This is a genomic window from Streptomyces sp. NPDC001443, assembly GCF_053597355.1.
Map to the genome: position 1 here is coordinate 1 of NZ_JBSFIA010000023.1, position 19,615 is coordinate 19,615.

Genomic DNA, 19,615 nt, shown 5'->3' on the forward strand with positions numbered 1-19,615 from the left:
TCGCAGGGGATCGGGGACACGATCCGGGTGTCTCTGTCGGCGCCGCCGGTGGAGGAGGTGAAGGTCGGTATCCAGATCCTGGAGTCGCTGAACCTGAGGCAGCGGGGTCTGGAGATCGTCTCGTGTCCGTCGTGCGGCCGTGCGCAGGTCGACGTCTACAGGCTGGCCGAGGAGGTCACGGCGGGCCTGGAGGGCATGGAGGTCCCGCTGCGGGTCGCGGTGATGGGCTGTGTGGTGAACGGTCCGGGTGAGGCGCGTGAGGCCGACCTGGGTGTGGCGTCCGGCAACGGCAAGGGGCAGATCTTCGTCAAGGGCGAGGTCATCAAGACCGTGCCCGAGTCGAAGATCGTGGAGACCCTGATCGAGGAGGCGATGAAGATCGCCGAGCAGATGGAACAGGACGGCGTCGCGGCGGGGGAGCCGGCCGTCACCGTGAACTGAACGGCACGAACCGAAGGGGGCCCGAGCGTGACCATTCTGGAGACCATCCGGGGACCACGCGACCTTAAGGCGCTGTCCGAGGCGGAACTCGGTGAACTGTCCGAGGAGATCAGGGACTTCCTGGTGCACGCGGTGGCCAGGACCGGCGGACACCTCGGGCCCAACCTGGGGGTGGTGGAACTCTCCATCGCGCTCCACCGGGTCTTCGAGTCCCCGGTCGACCGCATCGTCTGGGACACCGGCCACCAGAGCTACGTGCACAAGCTTCTGACGGGACGTCAGGACTTCTCCAAGCTGCGCGGCAAGGGCGGCCTTTCCGGCTACCCCTCGCGCGAGGAGTCCGAGCACGACATCGTCGAGAACAGCCACGCCTCCACCGCGCTCGGCTGGGCGGACGGCCTCGCCAAGGCACGCCAGGTACAGGGGGAGGACGGCCATGTCGTCGCGGTCATCGGCGACGGCGCCCTCACCGGCGGGATGGCCTGGGAGGCGCTGAACAACATCGCGGCCGCCAGGGACCGCCCGCTGATCATCGTCGTCAACGACAACGAGCGCTCCTACGCGCCCACCATAGGCGGCCTCGCCAACCACCTGGCGACCCTGCGCACCACCGACGGCTACGAGCAGGTCCTCGCCTGGGGCAAGGACGTACTGCTGCGCACCCCGGTGGTCGGCCCCACGCTGTACGAGTCGCTGCACGGGGCGAAGAAGGGCTTCAAGGACGCCTTCGCGCCACAGGGCATGTTCGAGGACCTGGGGCTGAAGTACGTCGGACCGATCGACGGCCACGACCTCAACGCCGTCGAGTCCGCGCTGCGCCGCGCCAAGCGCTTCCACGGGCCCGTCCTCGTCCACTGCCTCACCGAGAAGGGCCGCGGCTACGAACCCGCCCTCGCCCACGAGGAGGACCACTTCCACACCGTCGGCGTGATGGACCCGCTCACCTGCGCGCCGCTCGCCCCGGCCGGCGGGCCGTCCTGGACCTCGGTGTTCGGCGACGAGATGGTCGCGATCGGGCAGGAGCGCGACGACGTCGTGGCGATCACCGCCGCGATGCTGCACCCCGTGGGCCTCGGCAAGTTCGCGGCCCGCTTCCCCGACCGGGTGTGGGACGTCGGCATCGCCGAACAGCACGCGGCCGTCTCGGCGGCCGGTCTCGCCACCGGCGGACTGCATCCCGTGGTGGCCGTCTACGCCACCTTCCTCAACCGCGCCTTCGACCAGTTACTGATGGACGTGGCCCTGCACAGGTGCGGCGTCACCTTCGTGCTCGACCGGGCCGGCGTCACCGGTGTCGACGGCGCCTCCCACAACGGCATGTGGGACCTGTCGATCCTCCAGGTCGTCCCCGGGCTCAGGATCGCCGCGCCGCGCGACGCCGACCAGCTCCGCGCCCAACTGCGCGAGGCCGTGGCCGTGGACGACGCGCCGACGCTCGTGCGCTTCCCGAAGGAGTCGGTGGGCCCACGGATCCCGGCCGTCGGCCAGGTGGGCGGCCTCGACGTCCTGCACCGCAGCCCGGGCACGCCCGAGGTGCTGCTGGTGGCCGTCGGCGTCATGGCCCCGGTCTGCCTCCAGGCCGCCGAGCTCCTCGAAGCGCGCGGCACCGGCTGCACCGTGGTCGACCCCCGCTGGGTCAAGCCCGTCGACCCGGCGCTGCCGGGCCTGGCCGCCGAGCACCGCCTGGTGGCCGTCGTCGAGGACAACAGCCGCGCGGCCGGGGTCGGCGCGGCGGTCGCGCTGGCCCTGGGCGACGCCGAGGTCGACGTACCGGTGCGGCGGTTCGGCATCCCGGAGCAGTTCCTCGCGCACGCCAAGCGCGCCGAGGTGCTCGCCGACATCGGTCTCACCCCGGTCGAGATCGCCGGACGGATCAGCGCAAGCCTGGCAGTCAAGGAGAAACACGGATGACCGAGGAGTTCGACCTCGCCGCGCTGCTGGCCGAGCGCGGGGCCGAGCGCTACGAGCTGCACGCCAAGCACCTCAACCACCAGCTCCCGCGCATGCTGCACACCATCGGCTTCGACAAGGTCTACACCCGCGCCGAGGGCGCCTACTTCTGGGACGAGGACGGCGACGACTACCTGGACATGCTCGCCGGGTTCGGGGTGATGGGCCTGGGCCGCCACCACCCCGTGGTCCGCAAGGCGCTGCACGACGTCCTCGACGCCTCGCTCGCCGACCTCACCCGCTTCGACTGCCAGCCGCTGCCCGGACTGCTGGCCGAGCGGCTCCTCGCCCACAGCCCGCACCTGGACCGGGTGTTCTTCGGCAACAGCGGCACGGAAGCGGTCGAGACCGCGCTGAAGTTCGCCCGCTACGCCACCGGCAGGCCGCGGATCCTGTACTGCGACCACGCCTTCCACGGCCTGACCACCGGCTCCCTCTCCGTCAACGGCGAGACCGGCTTCCGGGACGGCTTCGCGCCGCTGCTGCCCGACACCGCGGTCCCGCTCGGCGACCTCGACGCGCTGGCCCGGGAGCTGAGGAAGGGCGACGTGGCGGCCCTCGTCGTCGAGCCGATCCAGGGCAAGGGCGTGCACGAGGCCCCGCCCGGCTACCTGCGCGCCGCCCAGGAACTGCTGCACCGGCACAAGGCGCTGCTCATCGCCGACGAGGTGCAGACGGGGCTGGGTCGGACCGGCGACTTTTACGCCTACCAGCACGAGGACGGCGTCGAACCGGACCTGGTGTGCGTGGCCAAGGCGCTCTCCGGCGGCTACGTGCCGGTCGGCGCCACGCTCGGCCGGGACTGGATCTTCAAGAAGGTCTACTCGTCGATGGACCGGGTGCTCGTCCACTCGGCGAGCTTCGGGTCGAACGCCCAGGCCATGGCCGCCGGGCTCGCCGTGCTGTCGGTCATGGAGAACGACCAGATCGTCGCCAACGCCCGCGCCACCGGGGACCTGCTGCGGTCCCGGCTGGCCGCGCTCACCGACAAGTACGAGCTGCTCGCCGACGTCCGTGGCCGGGGCCTGATGATCGGTATCGAGTTCGGCCGGCCGAAGTCGCTGAAGCTGCGCGGCCGCTGGAGCATGCTCCAGGCCGCGCGCAAGGGGCTGTTCGCGCAGATGGTGGTCGTCCCGCTGCTCCAGCGGCACCGGATCCTCACCCAGGTCTCCGGCGACCACCTCGAGGTGATCAAGCTGATCCCGCCGCTGGTCGTCGGCGAACGGGAGGTGGACCGGTTCGTGGACGCCTTCACCGAGGTGATGGACGACGCGCACAACGGGGGCGGACTGGTCTGGGACTTCGGCCGGACACTGATCAAGCAGGCGGTGGCCAACCGGTAGTCCGGGCGGGGTGTCGGTGCCCTGCGGCATGATGACGGCCGTGAACACCGAGATGCTCAAGGACATGTGGCGGCGGCTCCTCACCGACCCCGGCAAGTCGTGGGTGCTGTTCGAGCACGGCACCTGTGTCGTGCTCACCGCCCCGGAGGGAGACCTCGCGGACCAGGCCACCGGGATCCTGCGGGAGTTCGGACCGGTGCACGCCGGATCCCCGGCGGGGGACTTCGGGGTGATCGACCTCAAGGACGCCGAGGGGTGGGTCGTCACCGGGCAGCACAACGACGTCCTCACCTACGTAGGCCCCGACGAGCCGCACGAGCGGTCGGACATCGCGATAGGGGTGTTCGGGCGGTCCAAGCGCCACCGCGACGGCACCGAACTCCACGTCGTCCACGTCGAGGACAGGCGCGGCGGGGCGGAGTAGTCCCGCGGCACCAGGTCCTGTCCGGTGGATCACCGGCTCGGGGCCGTCGGGAGCGGGCCGGCTCCGGGACCCGAGGCTTCGGCGCCGTACGGCCGGTCCGCGTCCCACACCTTTCGGTTTGCCTGAGAGGCAAGCTATTTGCCAGGGAGGCAATCGAGCTGGCTCAATGGATGCCATGAGCTTCCCAGAAGCCGGGTCCGGGCCGCCGCTCGGCCCGGCAGCAGAGCCGGCCGCGGAACCGGCGGCGGAGAGCGCCGAAGGTCTCTCGGCCGTCGCGCCGCGGCTGCGCGCCCTGCGCCGCCAGGCCTCGCTGACCCTGGAGGCCGCCGCCCGCGCCGCCGGGCTGTCGCCCGCCCATCTCTCCCGGCTGGAGACCGGGCGGCGCCAGCCCTCGCTGCCGATGCTGCTCACGCTCGCCCGCGTCTACGGTACGACAGTCTCGGAGCTGCTCGGCGAGACGGTCCCCGACCGGGACGCCGTACTGCGCGCCGGTGACACGGAGCCGACCGCCGCGGGCGGCTGGACGTACTGGCAGGCCGGCTCGCCCGGCCGCGGGATGCAGGCCCTGCGGGTGCGCGTCCCGTACGGCTCGCAGGGCGACATCGTCCGCGTGCACCCCGGCGAGGAATGGCTGTACGTCCTCACCGGGCGCCTGCGGCTGCGTCTGGCCGACGCCACCCACCTGCTCGGTCCGGGCGACAGCGCGCACTTCGACTCGCTGACCCCGCACCGTATCGCCGCTCAGGACCCCGACGGGGTCGAGCTGCTGTTCGTACACACCCTGCTGCAGAGTCCGACGGCCGCACTGTGCCTCGGCAACGTCATCGGAGAGAGGCCATGAGCGACATCGAGGAGAAGTTCCCCCGCTCCCTCTGGATCAGGCTGATCATCTACATCGCCGTCGGACACGTCCTCGCGGCGTTCATCTGGCTGCTCTTCGAGATCGGCGCGCAGCAGCAGTAGCAGGCAGCAGCAGTAGTACGAGCCCGGCGGCGGGCCGCCGCCGGGCCGAGAGGTCAGTCGAGGAGCCGCTCGCGCAGCCGCTCCCGGGTCTCCGGGGTCAGCTTGAGGCCCTGCTCCAGGTAGGTGTCCACGCCGCCCCAGTTCTCCTCGATGGTCTCCAGCGCCGCGGTCAGGTACTCCGCCCGCGCGTCGAACAGGGGGCCGAGCAACTCCATGACCTCGGGGGAGTAGCCGGCCGAGGACTTGTCGCTGCGGCGCACCTTGTAGCGGCGGTGCGTGGCGTTGGACTCCAGGTAGTCGGCGAGGATCGCCTCGCGCTCCACGCCCAGGGCCAGCAGCGTCACCGCGATGGACAGGCCGGCGCGGTCCTTGCCCGCCGCGCAGTGCATCAGGGCCGGGACGCTGTCCTCGGCGAGCGAGTGCAGCACCCGTGAGTGCTCGCCCGTCCGCTCCTTGACGATGGTGCGGTACGACATGATCATCCGGTGCGCGGCCTTGCCCTCGCCGAGGATCGCGCGCAGCTGCTCGATCTCGCCGTCGCGGACCATCTTCCAGAACTCGGAGCCGTCCGCCGGGTCCGACAGCGGCAGGTTCACGTTGCGCACGCCGGGCAGCTCGACGTCCGGGCCCTCCAGCTTCCGGTCCGCCGCGTTGCGGAAGTCGAAGATCGTGTGCAGCTTCAGGGAGGACAGGAACGCCGTGTCCTCGTCCGTCGCGTGCGCCAGGTGACCGCTGCGGAACAGCACGCCGTGGCGCACCCGCCGCCCGTCGGCGGTGGGCAGTCCGCCGACGTCGCGGAAGTTGCGCACTCCGGCCAGTTCGGGCTCGGTCGACGGGACCTGCTGCGTCAAGGGGGGCTCCTCCCGCTCGCCCCGTCGGCGTGGCTCGGCGGGTGGCCGACGGGATGCGCTGACGACGATACGACATCGGTTCGAGGGCGACCGCGTTGTCCACAGGCCAAAGCCTCGGTGCGGCGATCAGCCTCGTATGTCACTTCTATCTGATCTGCCCCAATTACGCTCTTTGCTGGAAGTCGCCCCGGAATAAAGGTGACTGGGTGGAGGGTGCGTGAGGAGGGTCATATCGGTGACCGTGAGTGCTATGTCATGTTCACGCAATCAGTGCGCTTTTTTGGGGAGATGTGAAGCGGGAGGGGAGGGAATTCACGGAGGGTAATCGGGATCTCTCGTAACGGATCAAGCAAAACGGGCACATCCGGAAGGCGTCGCTTGTCCCGTTGTGGCGGGCTCGCTTACGTTCCACACCGATCCGGGCGGACGCCTAATCCTGCCGCCGCCCGGTGCCCGCACACTCACCCGTGCACGGCAGGAGCGGGGGACCCACAGGCTCGACCGCCTGGTCCCGTCATCGGAACAGGCTAGGGGTTCAGCCGCGCCGCGAGCGCGGCCGGACATCTCCAGTCCGCACCCGACAGCTCACCTCGTAGGCGCCGGAGAGGAATTCGCCATGCCCGCCAAGGGTAAGCACCGCCGTCCCAAGGCCCCGCGCCTCAGCCGCTCGCTCGCCGTCGCCGGAACCGGCGGCGCCGCGCTCGCCCTCCCGCTGCTGGGGGCCACCGGAGCCCACGCGGCGACGCCGCAGTCCGCCGCCCAGCCGGTTCCCGGAACGGCCGTGCAGTCCGTCGCGACGAGCGGCCAGAAGACCGCCGAGCAGACCGACGGGCAGAGCGCGGGTACCCGTATCTACACGGTGGTCGCCGGCGACCACCTCGCGAAGATAGCCGACGCCCAGCACGTCGACGGCGGCTGGCACCGGCTCTACCAGGACAACCGGGCGGCCGTCGGGGCCGATCCGTCGCTGATCCACCCCGGTCTGAAGCTCACCATCGGCGCGAAGGCCGTGACGGGCGGGGGCGCCGAGTCCGCCGCGCCGCAGGCCGCCGCCCCGAAGTCCGCGTCGGCGGAGACCTCTTCCTCTTCGGTGGAGTCGTCCCCCGCGAAGTCCGCCGTCCCGCAGACCGCCGGCAGTGGTTTCGTGCTCCCGGTCGCCGGTGCCCCGATCGGCACCGCGTACCACGTGGCGGGCAGCATGTGGTCCAGCGGTCACCACACCGGCGTCGACTTCGTCGTCCCGACCGGCACCTCGCTCAAGGCCGTCGGCGCGGGCACGGTCGTCTCGGCCGGCTGGGGCGGCGCGTACGGCAACCAGGTCGTCATCCGGCTCGCCGACGGCCACTACGCGCAGTACGCCCACCTGTCCCAGCTCTCCGTCTCGGCCGGCCAGGCCGTGACCCCGGGTCAGCAGGTCGGTCTCTCGGGCGCGACCGGCAACGTGACCGGCCCGCACCTGCACTTCGAGATCCGCACCACCCCGGACTACGGCTCGGACATCGACCCGCTCGCCTACCTCCGCTCGCACGGCGTCGCCGTCTGACCGACGGGCCGTCTCCCGCGCGCCTCTCCGCCGTCGAAGGCCGGACCCCGATCCCCGGGTCCGGCCTTTGGCGCACCCGGGTGCGGGTACTGCGTCGACGTCCCGGATCGCACGCTTATTCCCCGATTGGACAACTCTTTAGGAGTGGCTTATCTCACCGTCCGTCAACCCGTGGCTACGGTCGCGTAGGTCACATTCGAGGGTGAATCATGAGCCGATGTGGCAGACGATTCGAAGAGTGACGGCAGAGCAGTGATCGGGTCGTACGTAGCGGTGGGGGACAGCTTCACCGAGGGCGTCGGCGACCCCGGCCCCGACGGGGCGTTCGTCGGCTGGGCCGACCGGTTCGCGGTACTCCTGGCGGACCGGCAGCCCGAGGGCGACTTCCAGTACACCAATCTCGCGGTACGTGGAAAGCTCCTCGACCAGATCGTGGAGGACCAGCTTCCGCAGGCCGTCCGGCTCGCGCCGGACCTGGTCTCCTTCTGTGCCGGCGGCAACGACATCCTCCGGCCCGGGACCGACCCCGACGAGGTGGCGGAGCGGTTCGAGCGCGCGATCGCCGCGCTGACCGCCGTGTCCGGCACCGTCATGGTGACAACCGGCTTCGACACCCGCGGTGTTCCCCTGCTCAAGCACCTGCGCGGGAAGATCGCGACCTACAACGGGCACGTCCGGGCCGTCGCCGACCGGTACGGCTGCCCGGTGCTGGACCTGTGGTCGCTCAAGTCCGTCCAGGACCGCCGGGCCTGGGACGGCGACCGGCTCCACCTCTCGCCCGAGGGACACACGCGCGTGGCACTGCGCGCGGGCCAGACCCTCGGCGTGGAGGTGCCGGCGGACCCGGAGCAGCCCTGGCCGGCGCTGCCGCCGCGCGGCACCCTCGAAGTACGGCGCGACGACGTCCACTGGGCGCGTGAGTACCTGGTCCCGTGGATCGGCCGACGGCTGCGCGGGGAGTCCTCGGGCGACCACGTCACCGCCAAGGGTGCGCTGTCCCCGGACGACATCAAGGAACGCATCGCGTCCGTGGCCTGAGCGGCCGACAGTCACGGGTGCGGGGCCGGCTCTCCGGTCGGCTCCGCGCCCGCGTCCGGTCCAGGGCCTGTCCGGCAATTCGCCTCGTCGCCGGGCGGACGGGAATTGCCGGACAGGCCCGAGCGCCTACGCCGTCAACGCCTCCCGCGCCAGACCCAGTTCCCGGGCCAGCGCCTCGTCCACCCACTCCTGCGCGCGGGCCCGCGAGACGGCACCGGCGTACGACGTCAGCTGTACGGCGAGCCCGTCGAGCAGGGCCGTCAGACGCAGCGCCGTGGCCGCGGGGTCCGGGCACTCGAACTCCCCGGCGGCCACACCGTCCGCGACCACCTCGGCGAGCGCCGCCTTCCAGCGCCGGTCGAGGTCGCGGGTGACGTCCTGGAGCGCGGGCTCGCGCAGCGCCGCCGCCCAGCCCTCGATCCACAGCCGCCAGCCCTTGGCCTGCCCGGTGGGGGCGTACCAGCGCACGGCCGAACGCAGCCGCCGCAGCGCGGTCGTCCGGCGGCCGAGCAGCTTGCTCAGCCGGGCCAGGTCCTCCTCGGCCGCGTACGTGAAGGCGGCGGCGACCAGCTTCTCCTTGGTCGAGAAGTGGTAGAGCACCAGCGCGTTGCTCACCCCGAGCGCCGAGGCCACGTCGACGATCCTGACCGCCGCCACGCCCCGCGCCTCGATCTGCTGCACGGCGGCCCGCAGCAACTCCTCGCGCCGTTCCGCCACGTTCAACCGCACTCTCGCCACCCGGTCACCTTAGTGCCGCACCTCGGTCGCCGGAACGGCGATGCGGGCGGGCGGGAACGTAGGGCCGACCGGTGTTGCGGCAGGACGGGAACGTACGGCCGGGCACCGGCGTTGTCGCAGAGCGGGAACGTACGGCCGGGGGCCGGTGTCGTCCCGGGAGCTGACCATAATGAAACGTCCCGACTCCACCTGGAGGTGCCGTGCCCGGTTTCCGTTCCTCGAGCCTCGGGCTCCGCTCGTTGCAGCCCGCGGCCTTCGGCGCGGACCCGAGCGGCGGGCGCCTCGCGCGTATCCGCAGATCGCCCCATTTCAAGGACGGGGTCTTCCAGAACCCCGGCGGCCCGTCCCGGATCCGGCCCTCGGGCTCCGCCTCCGCCCTCGCGAAGGTGTACTTCGACCGGGAGGCCAAGTCGCACCGCGCGCCGAGCGGCACGATCCCGGTGCACGCCACCACCCTCGCCGACCTCGCCCGGCCGCCCGCCTCCGGACTGCGGCTCACCTGGATGGGGCACTCCGGCGTGCTCGCCGAGATCGACGGCCGACGGGTGCTGTTCGATCCGGTCTGGGGCGAGCGCTGTTCGCCGTTCGCCTTCGCCGGCCCCAAGCGGCTGCACCCGGTTCCCCTGCCGCTGGCCGCGCTCGGGCCGGTCGACGTCGTCGTCATCTCCCACGACCACTACGACCACCTCGACATGCCCACGATCAAGGCGCTGGCGGGCACGGACACCCTGTTCGCCGTGCCGCTCGGGGTCGGTGAGCACCTCGAACACTGGGGTGTGGCGGCCGACCGGCTGCGCGAGCTGGACTGGCACGAGTCGACCCGGATCGGCGGCCTCACCCTGACCGCGACCCCCGCGCGCCACTTCTGCGGCCGGGGTCTGCGCAACACCCAGCACACGCTGTGGGCTTCCTGGGTCGTGGCCGGTGAGGAGCACCGGATCTACCACAGCGGCGACACGGGCTACTTCGACGGCTTCCGGGACATCGGCGCGGCCCACGGCCCGTTCGACGCCACGATGATCCAGATCGGTGCTTATTCGGAGTTCTGGCCCGATATTCACATGACTCCGGAGGAGGGTGTCCAGGCCCACCTCGACCTCCAGTCCGCGGACCCGACGGTCGGCGTGATGATGCCCATCCACTGGGCCACCTTCAATCTGGCGCCGCACCCGTGGGCGGAGCCGGGCGAGGGCACGATGCGCGCCACGCACAAGGCGGGTGTGGCGTTGGCGGCCCCGGTGGCGGGCGAGCCGTTCGAGCCGACCGTGGCAGCACCCTCGGCGCCGTGGTGGCGTGCCGTCGCCAAGGCGCCCGCCGGGGGCTGGCCCACGTGGCCGCCGGTGGCGTCGTCCGGACCGGAACCGGCTCTCGCGGTGGAGTAGCGGTCGATCCTTCCGGGGCCGGACCACGCACGGCCCCGTTCCCTCTAGTGCTTCGTCAGTGCCCATGCGCGGTCGGGCGGTGGCGGTTCCCGCCCTGTCGCCATCACCGACAGTGACTGTTTCTGATCGGTTGAGATCGCTCTTTTGCTCCCGGGTTCCCTTCGTGTTCCCCCTGGGGGCGGGGGGTCTGATGGGTTCATCGGTCTTCCGTGCGAGGCCTCATACCAGAGCGGGATGCTCACCGTGGGAGTTTGCCAACTGCCCACCGCACCTGTCGCAACCGCGACTACTGTGAGTGTCCGCCGGGCGACGCAGGGCCGAATTCTTCGGCTCTCCCGACCGGCACCGCGATGGCGCACGCCCGAGCTGCGCACCACGCGCGAGCAACCAGGCTCAGGCTCGACGGACCAGCACGAGGACACCGATGTCTCACCTCCGCGCACCGGCCGCACGCGCAGACCGCCGTGACGGCGGCGGGCGGCACGGGCGGCCGGTCGCCCGCCCCGCCGCTCCGCTGCCCGAGGCCCACATACGGCCGCAACTCCTGCGGCTCGCCGTGCTGCCGCCGATCGCGGTCGCCCTCAGCGCGTGCGCGGCGATCCTGGTCACCGCCCGCTCCGCCGGAGCCGGACAGGGCATCACCCTGTGGGCGGTACTGACCGGCGCCCTCGCGGTCACCGTGGCCGGGATCCTGATCGCCGCCGTCGCCGCCGACCGTGCCGCCCGGTCGGTGACCGACCGGATCGCCGCGCTGCGCCGCAGCAGCGCCCGCGGCGAGGCCGATCTGCGCGCCGTCGTCGAGGCGTTACGACGCGGCGAGAACGCGCCCCGGCGCAAGCCGCGGGGCGGTCCGGCCAAGGACGCCGACGAGTTCGAACTGCTCGCCGCGGACCTGGCCCGCGCGCACGACGGCGCCGTCACCGCCGTCGTGCAGGCCGCCCAGCTCTCCAGTCAGACGGGCAGCGAACAGAAGCTGGAGGTCTTCCTCAACCTCGCCCGGCGGCTCCAGTCGCTGGTGCACCGGGAGATCTCCATCCTCGACGAGCTGGAGAACCAGATCGAGGACCCCGACCTGCTCAAGGGCCTCTTCCACGTGGACCACCTCGCCACCCGCATCCGCCGTCACGCCGAGAACCTCGCCGTGCTCGGCGGGGCGGTCTCGCGCCGGCAGTGGAGCAACCCGGTCTCCATGACCGAGGTGCTGCGCTCCGCGATCGCCGAGGTCGAGCAGTATTCGCGCGTCAAGCTCGTCCCCCCGGTCGACGGCGAGCTGCGCGGTCACGCCGTCGCCGACGTCATCCACCTGCTGGCCGAACTCGTGGAGAACGCCACGGTGTTCTCCGCCCCGCACACCCAGGTGCTGCTGCGCGCCAACCTCGTCACCTCCGGGCTCGCCGTCGAGGTGGAGGACCGCGGGCTCGGTATGCCCGCCGAGGAGCAGAGCAGGATGAACGACCTGCTCGCCGACCCCGACCAGGTCAATGTGGCCCGGCTGCTCGCCGACGGCCGCATCGGGCTCTTCGTCGTCTCCCAGCTCGCGCGCCGCCACGGCATCAGGGTCCGCCTCCAGACCAACATCTACGGCGGGGTGCAGGCCGTCCTGGTCGTACCGCAGGGGCTGCTCGGCACGGCGCCGGACGGCGTCGTCGGGGCCGTGGCCGTGACGCGGCCGCAGGACCCGGCGGCCGGTCCGCCCGGACCGCAGCAGTCCGGGACCGGATCGGCCCGGGAGGCCGGACGGCACCTCGCGCCCGCCGTCCCGACCGGCCGACGGCGTCGGCAGGGGCGTGACGACGACCGTGGCACCGTCGTTCCCGCCGACGGCGGGGGGACGGCCGGACGTTCCCCCGGTGGCCGCGGGAGTGCGTCGACCGGGAACGGCACGGCCTCCCCGGGCTCCGCCTCGACCCCGGCAGGTGCCGGCGGCCGGGCCCCCGTGCCGAGCCGCCGCGGCGGCCCGATCCCGATGCCGGGCGGTGCCGGGTCGGCACACCCGACCGACGGGGTGAACGGCGGTTCCCGCACCGGGAACGGACGCCCGCTCACCGGGAACGGACCGGCCCTCACCCGCGACGGCGGCGGACTTGGTCCCGCGCCGGGCCGCGGCGGGGCGTCCCCCGTGGCGAACGGCACCGGTCCGCGTGCGAAGGCGAACGGCTCCGCCGCCCCCCGGCCGGGGAGCGGCTCGGGCCCGGCCGCGTCCACGGGCGGTGCGGGCAGCGGTACGCGGCCGGAGGCGGCCGGAGCCGGTCCGCGGTCGAACGCCGGGGTCCGCGCCCTGCCGCAGGGCACCGCGGGTCCGGGCGCACCGGCGCGCGCCGGTGAACCGGGGCCGCCGCCGGGCGCGGACGGCGGCGGAGCGTCCGGCGGCCACGGCGAGCTGCCGGCCCCGCGCGGCACCCCCGACGCCTCCCCGCCGATCGGGGGCGCGCCCGTCCCCCTGCCCGTGCGCGGCCCCCGGGGGGAACGGTCCAACCCGGCCTCGGCCGTGCCCGGGATCCGGCCCGAGGAACGCCGGACCGTCGCGGAGAGCACCCAAGGCCTGCCCACGCCGCGCGTCGGCGCGGTGCGCGGCACCATGGGCAAACCCCGGCTGCCCCGCCGACGCGCCCAGGAGCACATCGTCCCCCAGCTCCGCGGCGGCCCCGCGCCCCGCCATGACTCCGACCACGTCGCCGCGCACGACCCCGGCCTGATGGCCGCCTTCCAGCGCGGTGTCGGTCTGGCCGAGGCCCAGCAGAGCCTGGAGGCGGCCGCACCCCCCGGCTCGTCCCTCTCCGACGTACAGCTCGTACCGACGCCGACGCCGACGCCGACGCCGACGCCGACGCCGACGCCCATCGCCGTACCGCCGCCCGCTGCCGCCGTGGCGCCGTCCGCCGTCGAACCGTCGCCACCCGTCGTCGTCGTACCGACGTCCTTCCTGGACAAGGCACGTATAGCCCGGGCGCAGCCCGCGGACCCGCCCGTGGCGCCCGCCGCCCCCGAGGCGTCCGGTGCGCGCGACAGCCGGTCCGCGCCCGGACCCGACCGGCACACCGACCAGCACACCGCCCGGCACGACGGGAGCGCGCCTGCCGGATGACCACCGCACCCCCCACAGCTCCCGCCGACCTTCGTACCCCAAGGAGTCGATCCACCATGGCGAGCGATGTGCCGACCAGTCATTCGTCCGATCTCGACTGGCTGATGAGCGGCCTCGTGCAGCGCGTCCCGCACACCACCAGTGCTGTCCTCCTCTCCTGCGACGGCCTCGTGAAGTCCGTCCACGGCCTGGACCACGACAGCGCCGACCACATGGCCGCCCTGGCCTCCGGCCTGTACTCCCTCGGGCGCAGCGCCGGGGTGCGCTTCGGCGACGGCGGCGACGTACGGCAGGTGGTCGTCGAACTCGACGCGAACCTGCTGTTCGTGACCACCGCCGGCTCCGGCACCTGCCTCGCGGTGCTCGCCGGCCGCGAGGCCGACGCCGCGGTGCTCGGCTACGAGATGGCCATGCTGGTCAAGAGCGTCCGCCCGTACCTGGTGACCGCGCCACGGCAGCACGCCGCCGACCCCCCGGTGATGAGGCGTTGAGCGTGGCGGCGGCCGGCGACGGGCCCTGGCTCGACGACGCGGCCGGACGGCTGGTGCGGCCCTTCACCGTCAGCAACGGCCGCACCAGGCCCACCATCGCGCTCGACCTCATCTCGCAGGTGCGGGCCACCGGAGTCACCCCCCTCGGTTACCTCGGCCCGGAGCACGCACAGGCCCTCGCCCTCTCCCGCGCGCCCGTCTCGGTCGCCGAGGTGTCCGCCCATCTGAAACTGCCGGCGGCCGTCACCAAGGTGCTGCTGTCCGACCTGGTCGATTGCGGGGTACTGACCACCAAACCTCCCGAGTTCCACCACAACCCCACCGACCGGGCCCTTCTGGAGGCAGTGCTCGATGGACTACGACGACAGCTCTGAGTACGAGAACGGCCCCATGCCCTTCCCCACCGCGCTGAAGATCCTGGTGGCGGGCGGTTTCGGGGTCGGCAAGACGACCTTCGTCGGCACGGTGAGCGAGATCGCCCCGCTCAGCACGGAGGAGCTGCTCACCACCGTCAGCGCCACGACCGACAATCTCGACGGCATCGAGAACAAGGTCGAGACGACCGTGGCGATGGACTTCGGCCGCATCACCCTCGACCCTCAGCACGTCCTCTACCTGTTCGGCACGCCCGGACAGGAGCGGTTCTGGTTCATGTGGGACGAGCTCTCCGAAGGCGCGCTCGGCGCGGTCATCCTGGCCGACACCCGCCGCCTGGAGGAGTGCTTCGCCGCCGTCGACTTCTTCGAGGAACGCGGTCTCGGCTTCATCGTGGCGATCAACGAGTTCGACGGCGCCCACCGCTACGCCTCCGAAGAGGTCCGGGCCGCCCTCGACCTCGGCCCCGGTATCCCCGTGGTGCGCTGCGACGCCCGTATCTCCGCCTCGGGCGTCCAGACCCTGCTGACCCTCGTACGCCACCTCATCGCCCACGCCCCGGCGGCCCCCGAGCCCAGCCGTGGCGTCCACCTGTGATCCCCGCACCCGTCCACGGGGCCCGCGACCCCCGCACCCGCCCACGGAGCCCGCACATGACCCGCACCCACCCGGACCCGGCCCGCACCCATCCGGCTCCGGCCCTCGCGCGCCCGGCCGGAGACCGGTCATGAGCTACGACCCACCGCGTCCGGCGGGCCGGCTGCTGCTCACCCCCGAGGACAGGGAGGCGCCCGCCCGCGCGCTGCGGCTGCGGCGGCTGGGGCTGGGGGAACGGCCCGAGCCCGAGCTCGACGCCTTCGCGGACCGGCTCGCCCACCTCACCGGGGCCCCGTACGCCATGGTCAACTTCATCGACGAGGACCGGCAGTACTTCGCCGGGCTGCACCTGCCGGGAGTCCCCCCGCCCGCGCCGCCCGGCCGGCCCGAGGTGGGCCGCTGGCTGCCCCGCGACCACGGGTACTGCCCCCACGTCGTCGTCCGGCGCAAGGCGCTGGTCCTGGAGGACGTCCGCGACTATCCGCGGTTCGCGGGCAACCCGATCGTCTACGACTACGGCATCCACTCCTATCTCGGCGCCCCGCTCGTCGCCTCCGGCGGGATGGTGCTGGGCACGGTGTGCGTGGCCGACGCCGCGCCCCGGCCCTGGGGGAGGACCGGCCTCGAGACCATCAAGTCGACGGCCGCCGAGCTCACGGCACGGATCGAACGGAGCGAGGCGGACGGCCTCCCGCTCTGAGCCGCCCCCGGCTCCGGGACGGCCTCCCGCTCTGAGCCGCCCCCGGCTCCGGGACGGCCTCCCGCTCTGAGCCGCCCCCGGCTCCGGGACGGCCTCGCGCTCGGAAGCGGCCTCCTGCTCGGAAAAGGCCTTCCGCTCCGAGACGGCCTCTCCTGCCGGAGCGGCCTCCCGCTCCGGGCGGACAGGGCCGACCGGGGGACGGGCGGGCTGGGCCGTCAGGGGGACACGGGGGACTGGGCCGACCGGGGGACGGACCGGGCCGGGTGGGCCGGGCCGGGCGGGCACGGCGGACCGGTGTGAAGCAGAGCTGTGGCGCCGCTTAAGAAAACCTCGATGGACCGGGGCAACGCGATACGGCAGATTGCTAGGCGATTCCACTGCACTCCCCGGCTGCGGGTGCCTTCGGCATGCCCGCGGCAGGGACCTCACCCACAGGAGCCGTACCGTTGAAGGCGCTGGTCAAGCAGAAGGCTGAGCCCGGACTGTGGCTCATGGACGTCCCGGAGCCCGAGATCGGTCCCGGTGACGTTCTGATCAAGGTCCTGCGGACCGGTATCTGCGGCACCGACCTGCACATCCGGGCCTGGGACGGCTGGGCGCAGCAGGCCATCCGCACCCCGCTCGTGGTCGGGCACGAGTTCGTCGGCGAGGTCGTCGCCACCGGCCGTGACGTCGTGGACATCGACGAGGGCGACCGGGTCAGCGGCGAGGGCCACCTGGTCTGCGGCAAGTGCCGCAACTGCCTGGCCGGGCGCCGTCACCTGTGCCGGGCGACGGTCGGGCTCGGGGTCGGCCGCGACGGAGCCTTCGCCGAGTACGTGGCCCTGCCCGCCTCCAACGTCTGGGTGCACCGCGTCCCGGTCGACCTCGACGTCGCCGCGATCTTCGACCCGTTCGGCAACGCCGTGCACACCGCGCTGTCGTTCCCGCTGGTCGGCGAGGACGTGCTGATCACCGGCGCCGGTCCGATCGGCCTGATGGCCGCGGCGGTGGCCCGGCACGCCGGCGCCCGCAACGTCGTCGTCACGGACGTCAGCGAGGAGCGCCTGGAACTCGCCCGCAAGATCGGCGCGAGTCTCGCGCTGAACGTCTCCGACGCCACCATCGCCGACGGCCAGCGCACCCTCGGTCTGCGCGAGGGCTTCGACATCGGTCTGGAGATGTCCGGGCGCGGCGAGGCCCTGCGCGACATGATCGCCAACATGACGCACGGCGGCCGGATCGCCATGCTCGGTCTGCCGTCCGAGGAGTTCCCGGTCGACTGGGCCCGCATCGTCACCTCGATGATCACCATCAAGGGGATCTACGGCCGTGAGATGTTCGAGACGTGGTACGCGATGTCGGTCCTGCTGGAGGGCGGCCTCGACCTCGCCCCGGTGATCACCGGCCGGTACGGCCACCGCGACTTCGAGGCGGCGTTCGCCGACGCGGCGAGCGGCCGCGGCGGCAAGGTCATCCTCGACTGGACCGCGTAGCCGCAAGTCACCCGCCTCTTCCTAGGAGCTTTCGATGTTCGACTCCGTGCGCGACGACCTGCGCGCCACCCTCGACGAGATCCGCGCCGCCGGTCTGCACAAGCCCGAGCGCGTGATCGGCACCCCGCAGTCCGCGACCGTCGCCGTCACCGCCGGCGGCCGCCCCGGCGAGGTCCTCAACTTCTGCGCGAACAACTACCTCGGCCTCGCCGACCACCCCGAGGTCGTCGCCGCCGCCCACGAGGCCCTCGACCGCTGGGGCTACGGCATGGCCTCGGTGCGCTTCATCTGCGGTACGCAGGAGGTGCACAAGGAGCTGGAGGCGCGGCTGTCGGCGTTCCTCGGCCAGGAGGACACGATCCTGTACTCCTCCTGCTTCGACGCCAACGGCGGTGTCTTCGAGACGCTGCTCGGCGCCGAGGACGCGGTGATCTCCGACGCCCTCAACCACGCCTCGATCATCGACGGCATCCGGCTGTCCAAGGCCCGCCGCTTCCGCTACGCCAACCGCGACATGGCGGACCTGGAGCGGCAGCTGAAGGAGGCCGGCGAGGGCGGTGCGCGCCGCAAGCTCATCGTCACCGACGGCGTCTTCTCCATGGACGGCTACGTGGCACCGCTGGACGAGATCTGCGACCTCGCCGAGCGCTACGACGCCATGGTCATGGTCGACGACTCCCACGCGGTCGGCTTCGTCGGCCCCGGCGGCCGCGGCACCCCCGAGCTGCACGGCGTGATGGACCGTGTGGACATCATCACCGGCACGCTCGGCAAGGCCCTCGGCGGTGCCTCCGGCGGCTATGTCGCCGCCCGCGCGGAGATCGTCGCGCTGCTGCGCCAGCGGTCCCGTCCGTACCTCTTCTCCAACACCCTGGCCCCGGTGATCGCGGCGGCCTCCCTCAAGGTCCTCGACCTGCTGGAGTCGGCGGACGACCTGCGGGTGCGGCTGCGGGAGAACACGACGCTGTTCCGTTCCCGGATGACCGAGGAGGGCTTCGACGTCCTGCCCGGCGACCACGCGATCGCGCCGGTGATGATCGGCGACGCGGCGCGGGCTGCGCGGCTGGCGGAACTGCTCCTCGAGCGCGGGGTGTACGTGATCGGCTTCTCGTACCCGGTCGTCCCGCAGGGCCAGGCCCGCATCCGCGTCCAGCTCTCCGCGGCGCACTCCACGGACGACGTCAACCGCGCGGTCGACGCCTTCGTCGCGGCCCGCGCCGAGCTGGAGGCCTGACCCGGGGTACCGGGACCGAGCGGGCGGAACGGGACACCTCGTTCCGTTTGAGAGAATCGGTCCCATGATCGAAGCGCGGCGGCTCCACATCCTCCGTGCGGTGGCCGACCACCGTACGGTCACGGCGGCGGCCGCCGCGCTGTACCTCACCCCCTCCGCGGTCTCCCAGCAGCTCACCGCGCTGGAGCAGGAGACCGGCCACCGCCTGGTCGAGCGCAGCGCCAAGGGGGTACGGCTGACCCCGGCCGGCGAGATCCTGCTCGGCCACACCAACGCGGTCCTGGCCCAGTTGGAGCGGGCGGAGGCGGAACTCGCCGCCTACGGTTCGGGCGAGGCCGGCACGGTCACCGTCGCGGCCTTCGCCACCGGCATCGCCCAGGTCGTCGCGCCCGCGGTGGCCCGGCTCGCCGTCTCGGCGCCCGGCATCCGCATCCGGGTCCAGGACGCGGAGGGCGACGCCAGCCTCCCGATGGTGCTGGACCGGCAGGTCGACGTGGCCGTGGCCGTCGAGTACCGCGGGGCCCCGTCGGCCGACGACCCGCGGCTGACCCATGTCCCGCTGTACGCCGAGCCCTTCGACGCGGTCGTTCCGGTCGTCCACCGGCTCGCCGACACCGTCGAGGTCCCGCTCGCCGAGCTGGCCAAGGACCCCTGGATCGGCCCCTACCCCGGCAACCCCTGCCATGACGTGGTCGTCATGGCCTGCGAGAACGCCGGTTTCCAGCCCCGGCTCGAACACTCCTCGGACGACTTCCGCGCGGTGGTGGCGCTGGCCTCGGCCGACGCCGGGGTGGCCCTGGTGCCCCGGTCGGCGCTGCGCGGCATGGACCTGAGCGGTGTGGTCGTACGACCGGTCGACGGGGTGGCCCCCACCCGCCGGGTCTTCGCGGCGGTGCGCAGAGGCGCCGAGGGGCATCCGCTCATCCGGCCGGTGCTGGACGCGCTGGCCGAAGCTGCACGGCACTGAAGCCGGGCGCGTTCTCTT

At 72.6% G+C, this 19,615-nt stretch carries 19 protein-coding genes and 1 riboswitch; of the genes, 17 read left to right on the plus strand and 2 right to left on the minus strand.

Translation table 11 applies throughout. From position 1 onward, the window contains the following. From ACWC24_RS23225 to ACWC24_RS23250, 6 genes are all read left to right on the plus strand, one after another. Positions 1–441 (plus strand): flavodoxin-dependent (E)-4-hydroxy-3-methylbut-2-enyl-diphosphate synthase (locus ACWC24_RS23225; RefSeq protein ID WP_450664774.1); only part of this gene is annotated, 441 nt, incomplete at its 5' end. A 27-nt stretch (positions 442–468) separates the two neighbouring features. After that, positions 469–2,352 carry a 1-deoxy-D-xylulose-5-phosphate synthase gene (dxs, locus tag ACWC24_RS23230; RefSeq protein ID WP_450664775.1) on the plus strand — a complete coding sequence of 628 codons (1,884 nt, stop codon included), beginning with the start codon at positions 469–471 and terminating at the stop codon, positions 2,350–2,352. Further along, positions 2,349–3,734 (plus strand): aspartate aminotransferase family protein, encoded by a 1,386-nt coding sequence (locus tag ACWC24_RS23235; protein WP_450664776.1) that lies wholly within the window; start codon positions 2,349–2,351, stop codon positions 3,732–3,734. The genes dxs and ACWC24_RS23235 overlap by 4 nt, the downstream gene beginning before the upstream one ends. Positions 3,735–3,765: 31 nt before the next feature. Further along, positions 3,766–4,158 (plus strand): hypothetical protein, encoded by a 393-nt coding sequence (locus ACWC24_RS23240; RefSeq protein WP_450664777.1) that lies wholly within the window; start codon positions 3,766–3,768, stop codon positions 4,156–4,158. Positions 4,159–4,324: 166 nt separating this feature from the next. After that, positions 4,325–4,999 carry a helix-turn-helix domain-containing protein gene (locus ACWC24_RS23245; RefSeq protein WP_450664778.1) on the plus strand — a complete coding sequence of 225 codons (675 nt, stop codon included), beginning with the start codon at positions 4,325–4,327 and terminating at the stop codon, positions 4,997–4,999. After that, positions 4,996–5,121, plus strand: a complete 126-nt coding sequence (locus tag ACWC24_RS23250; protein WP_450664779.1) for a DUF6126 family protein — start codon at positions 4,996–4,998, stop codon at positions 5,119–5,121. Before ACWC24_RS23245 ends, ACWC24_RS23250 begins: the two co-directional genes overlap by 4 nt. 53 nt (positions 5,122–5,174) lie before the next feature. Here ACWC24_RS23250 and ACWC24_RS23255 read toward each other — a convergent pair whose 3' ends face one another. Next, positions 5,175–5,972 (minus strand): tyrosine-protein phosphatase, encoded by a 798-nt coding sequence (locus tag ACWC24_RS23255; protein ID WP_450664780.1) that lies wholly within the window; start codon positions 5,970–5,972, stop codon positions 5,175–5,177. A gap of 452 nt (positions 5,973–6,424) precedes the next feature. Continuing rightward, positions 6,425–6,584, plus strand: a riboswitch (cyclic di-AMP (ydaO/yuaA leader). A 4-nt stretch (positions 6,585–6,588) separates the two neighbouring features. Between ACWC24_RS23255 and ACWC24_RS23260 the strand changes: the two genes are divergently transcribed. Next, positions 6,589–7,515, plus strand: coding sequence for a M23 family metallopeptidase (locus ACWC24_RS23260; RefSeq protein WP_450664781.1), 927 nt, complete (start codon positions 6,589–6,591; stop codon positions 7,513–7,515). Positions 7,516–7,767: 252 nt separating this feature from the next. Beyond that, entirely contained in the window at positions 7,768–8,553 is a 786-nt protein-coding gene (locus ACWC24_RS23265) for an SGNH/GDSL hydrolase family protein (RefSeq protein ID WP_450664883.1), read from the plus strand. Between the two features lie 126 nt (positions 8,554–8,679). Here ACWC24_RS23265 and ACWC24_RS23270 read toward each other — a convergent pair whose 3' ends face one another. After that, the gene (locus tag ACWC24_RS23270; RefSeq protein WP_450664782.1) at positions 8,680–9,291 is read right to left on the minus strand and encodes a TetR/AcrR family transcriptional regulator; all 612 of its coding nucleotides are present in this window, start codon (positions 9,289–9,291) and stop codon (positions 8,680–8,682) included. A 200-nt stretch (positions 9,292–9,491) separates the two neighbouring features. On the opposite strand from ACWC24_RS23270, the gene ACWC24_RS23275 reads away from it, so the two are divergent. From ACWC24_RS23275 to ACWC24_RS23315, 9 genes are all read left to right on the plus strand, one after another. Beyond that, complete coding sequence (locus tag ACWC24_RS23275) at positions 9,492–10,673, plus strand: MBL fold metallo-hydrolase (protein ID WP_450664783.1); 1,182 nt, start codon at positions 9,492–9,494, stop codon at positions 10,671–10,673. Between the two features lie 424 nt (positions 10,674–11,097). Next, positions 11,098–13,758, plus strand: a complete 2,661-nt coding sequence (locus tag ACWC24_RS23280) for an ATP-binding protein (protein ID WP_450664784.1) — start codon at positions 11,098–11,100, stop codon at positions 13,756–13,758. Positions 13,759–13,814: 56 nt separating this feature from the next. Continuing rightward, positions 13,815–14,249, plus strand: a complete 435-nt coding sequence (locus ACWC24_RS23285; RefSeq protein ID WP_384720877.1) for a roadblock/LC7 domain-containing protein — start codon at positions 13,815–13,817, stop codon at positions 14,247–14,249. Between the two features lie 2 nt (positions 14,250–14,251). After that, entirely contained in the window at positions 14,252–14,623 is a 372-nt protein-coding gene (locus ACWC24_RS23290; RefSeq protein ID WP_351604946.1) for a DUF742 domain-containing protein, read from the plus strand. Next, positions 14,601–15,221 carry a GTP-binding protein gene (locus ACWC24_RS23295; protein WP_152894160.1) on the plus strand — a complete coding sequence of 207 codons (621 nt, stop codon included), beginning with the start codon at positions 14,601–14,603 and terminating at the stop codon, positions 15,219–15,221. The genes ACWC24_RS23290 and ACWC24_RS23295 overlap by 23 nt, the downstream gene beginning before the upstream one ends. A gap of 130 nt (positions 15,222–15,351) precedes the next feature. After that, positions 15,352–15,921: a GAF domain-containing protein gene (locus ACWC24_RS23300; protein ID WP_450664785.1), complete on the plus strand. Its 570-nt coding sequence runs from the start codon at positions 15,352–15,354 to the stop codon at positions 15,919–15,921. Positions 15,922–16,367: 446 nt separating this feature from the next. After that, on the plus strand, positions 16,368–17,396 hold the full coding sequence (gene tdh, locus ACWC24_RS23305) for an L-threonine 3-dehydrogenase (protein ID WP_450664786.1): 1,029 nt from the start codon (positions 16,368–16,370) through the stop codon (positions 17,394–17,396). A 34-nt stretch (positions 17,397–17,430) separates the two neighbouring features. After that, entirely contained in the window at positions 17,431–18,630 is a 1,200-nt protein-coding gene (locus tag ACWC24_RS23310; RefSeq protein WP_450664787.1) for a glycine C-acetyltransferase, read from the plus strand. Between the two features lie 64 nt (positions 18,631–18,694). Beyond that, entirely contained in the window at positions 18,695–19,597 is a 903-nt protein-coding gene (locus tag ACWC24_RS23315; RefSeq protein WP_450664788.1) for a LysR family transcriptional regulator, read from the plus strand. The last annotated feature ends 18 nt before the right edge of the window (positions 19,598–19,615 follow it).

Excerpts from the sequence above, each read along its gene's own strand:
- ACWC24_RS23235 (WP_450664776.1), top strand. The coding sequence starts at position 2,349 with ATGACCGAGGAGTTCGACCTCGCCGCGCTGCTGGCCGAGCGCGGGGCC.
- ACWC24_RS23240 (WP_450664777.1), top strand. The coding sequence starts at position 3,766 with ATGACGGCCGTGAACACCGAGATGCTCAAGGACATGTGGCGGCGGCTC.
- ACWC24_RS23245 (WP_450664778.1), top strand. The coding sequence starts at position 4,325 with ATGGATGCCATGAGCTTCCCAGAAGCCGGGTCCGGGCCGCCGCTCGGC.
- ACWC24_RS23250 (WP_450664779.1), top strand. The coding sequence starts at position 4,996 with ATGAGCGACATCGAGGAGAAGTTCCCCCGCTCCCTCTGGATCAGGCTG.
- ACWC24_RS23260 (WP_450664781.1), top strand. The coding sequence starts at position 6,589 with ATGCCCGCCAAGGGTAAGCACCGCCGTCCCAAGGCCCCGCGCCTCAGC.
- ACWC24_RS23280 (WP_450664784.1), top strand. The coding sequence starts at position 11,098 with ATGTCTCACCTCCGCGCACCGGCCGCACGCGCAGACCGCCGTGACGGC.
- ACWC24_RS23285 (WP_384720877.1), top strand. The coding sequence starts at position 13,815 with ATGGCGAGCGATGTGCCGACCAGTCATTCGTCCGATCTCGACTGGCTG.
- ACWC24_RS23295 (WP_152894160.1), top strand. The coding sequence starts at position 14,601 with ATGGACTACGACGACAGCTCTGAGTACGAGAACGGCCCCATGCCCTTC.
- ACWC24_RS23300 (WP_450664785.1), top strand. The coding sequence starts at position 15,352 with ATGAGCTACGACCCACCGCGTCCGGCGGGCCGGCTGCTGCTCACCCCC.
- ACWC24_RS23310 (WP_450664787.1), top strand. The coding sequence starts at position 17,431 with ATGTTCGACTCCGTGCGCGACGACCTGCGCGCCACCCTCGACGAGATC.
- ACWC24_RS23315 (WP_450664788.1), top strand. The coding sequence starts at position 18,695 with ATGATCGAAGCGCGGCGGCTCCACATCCTCCGTGCGGTGGCCGACCAC.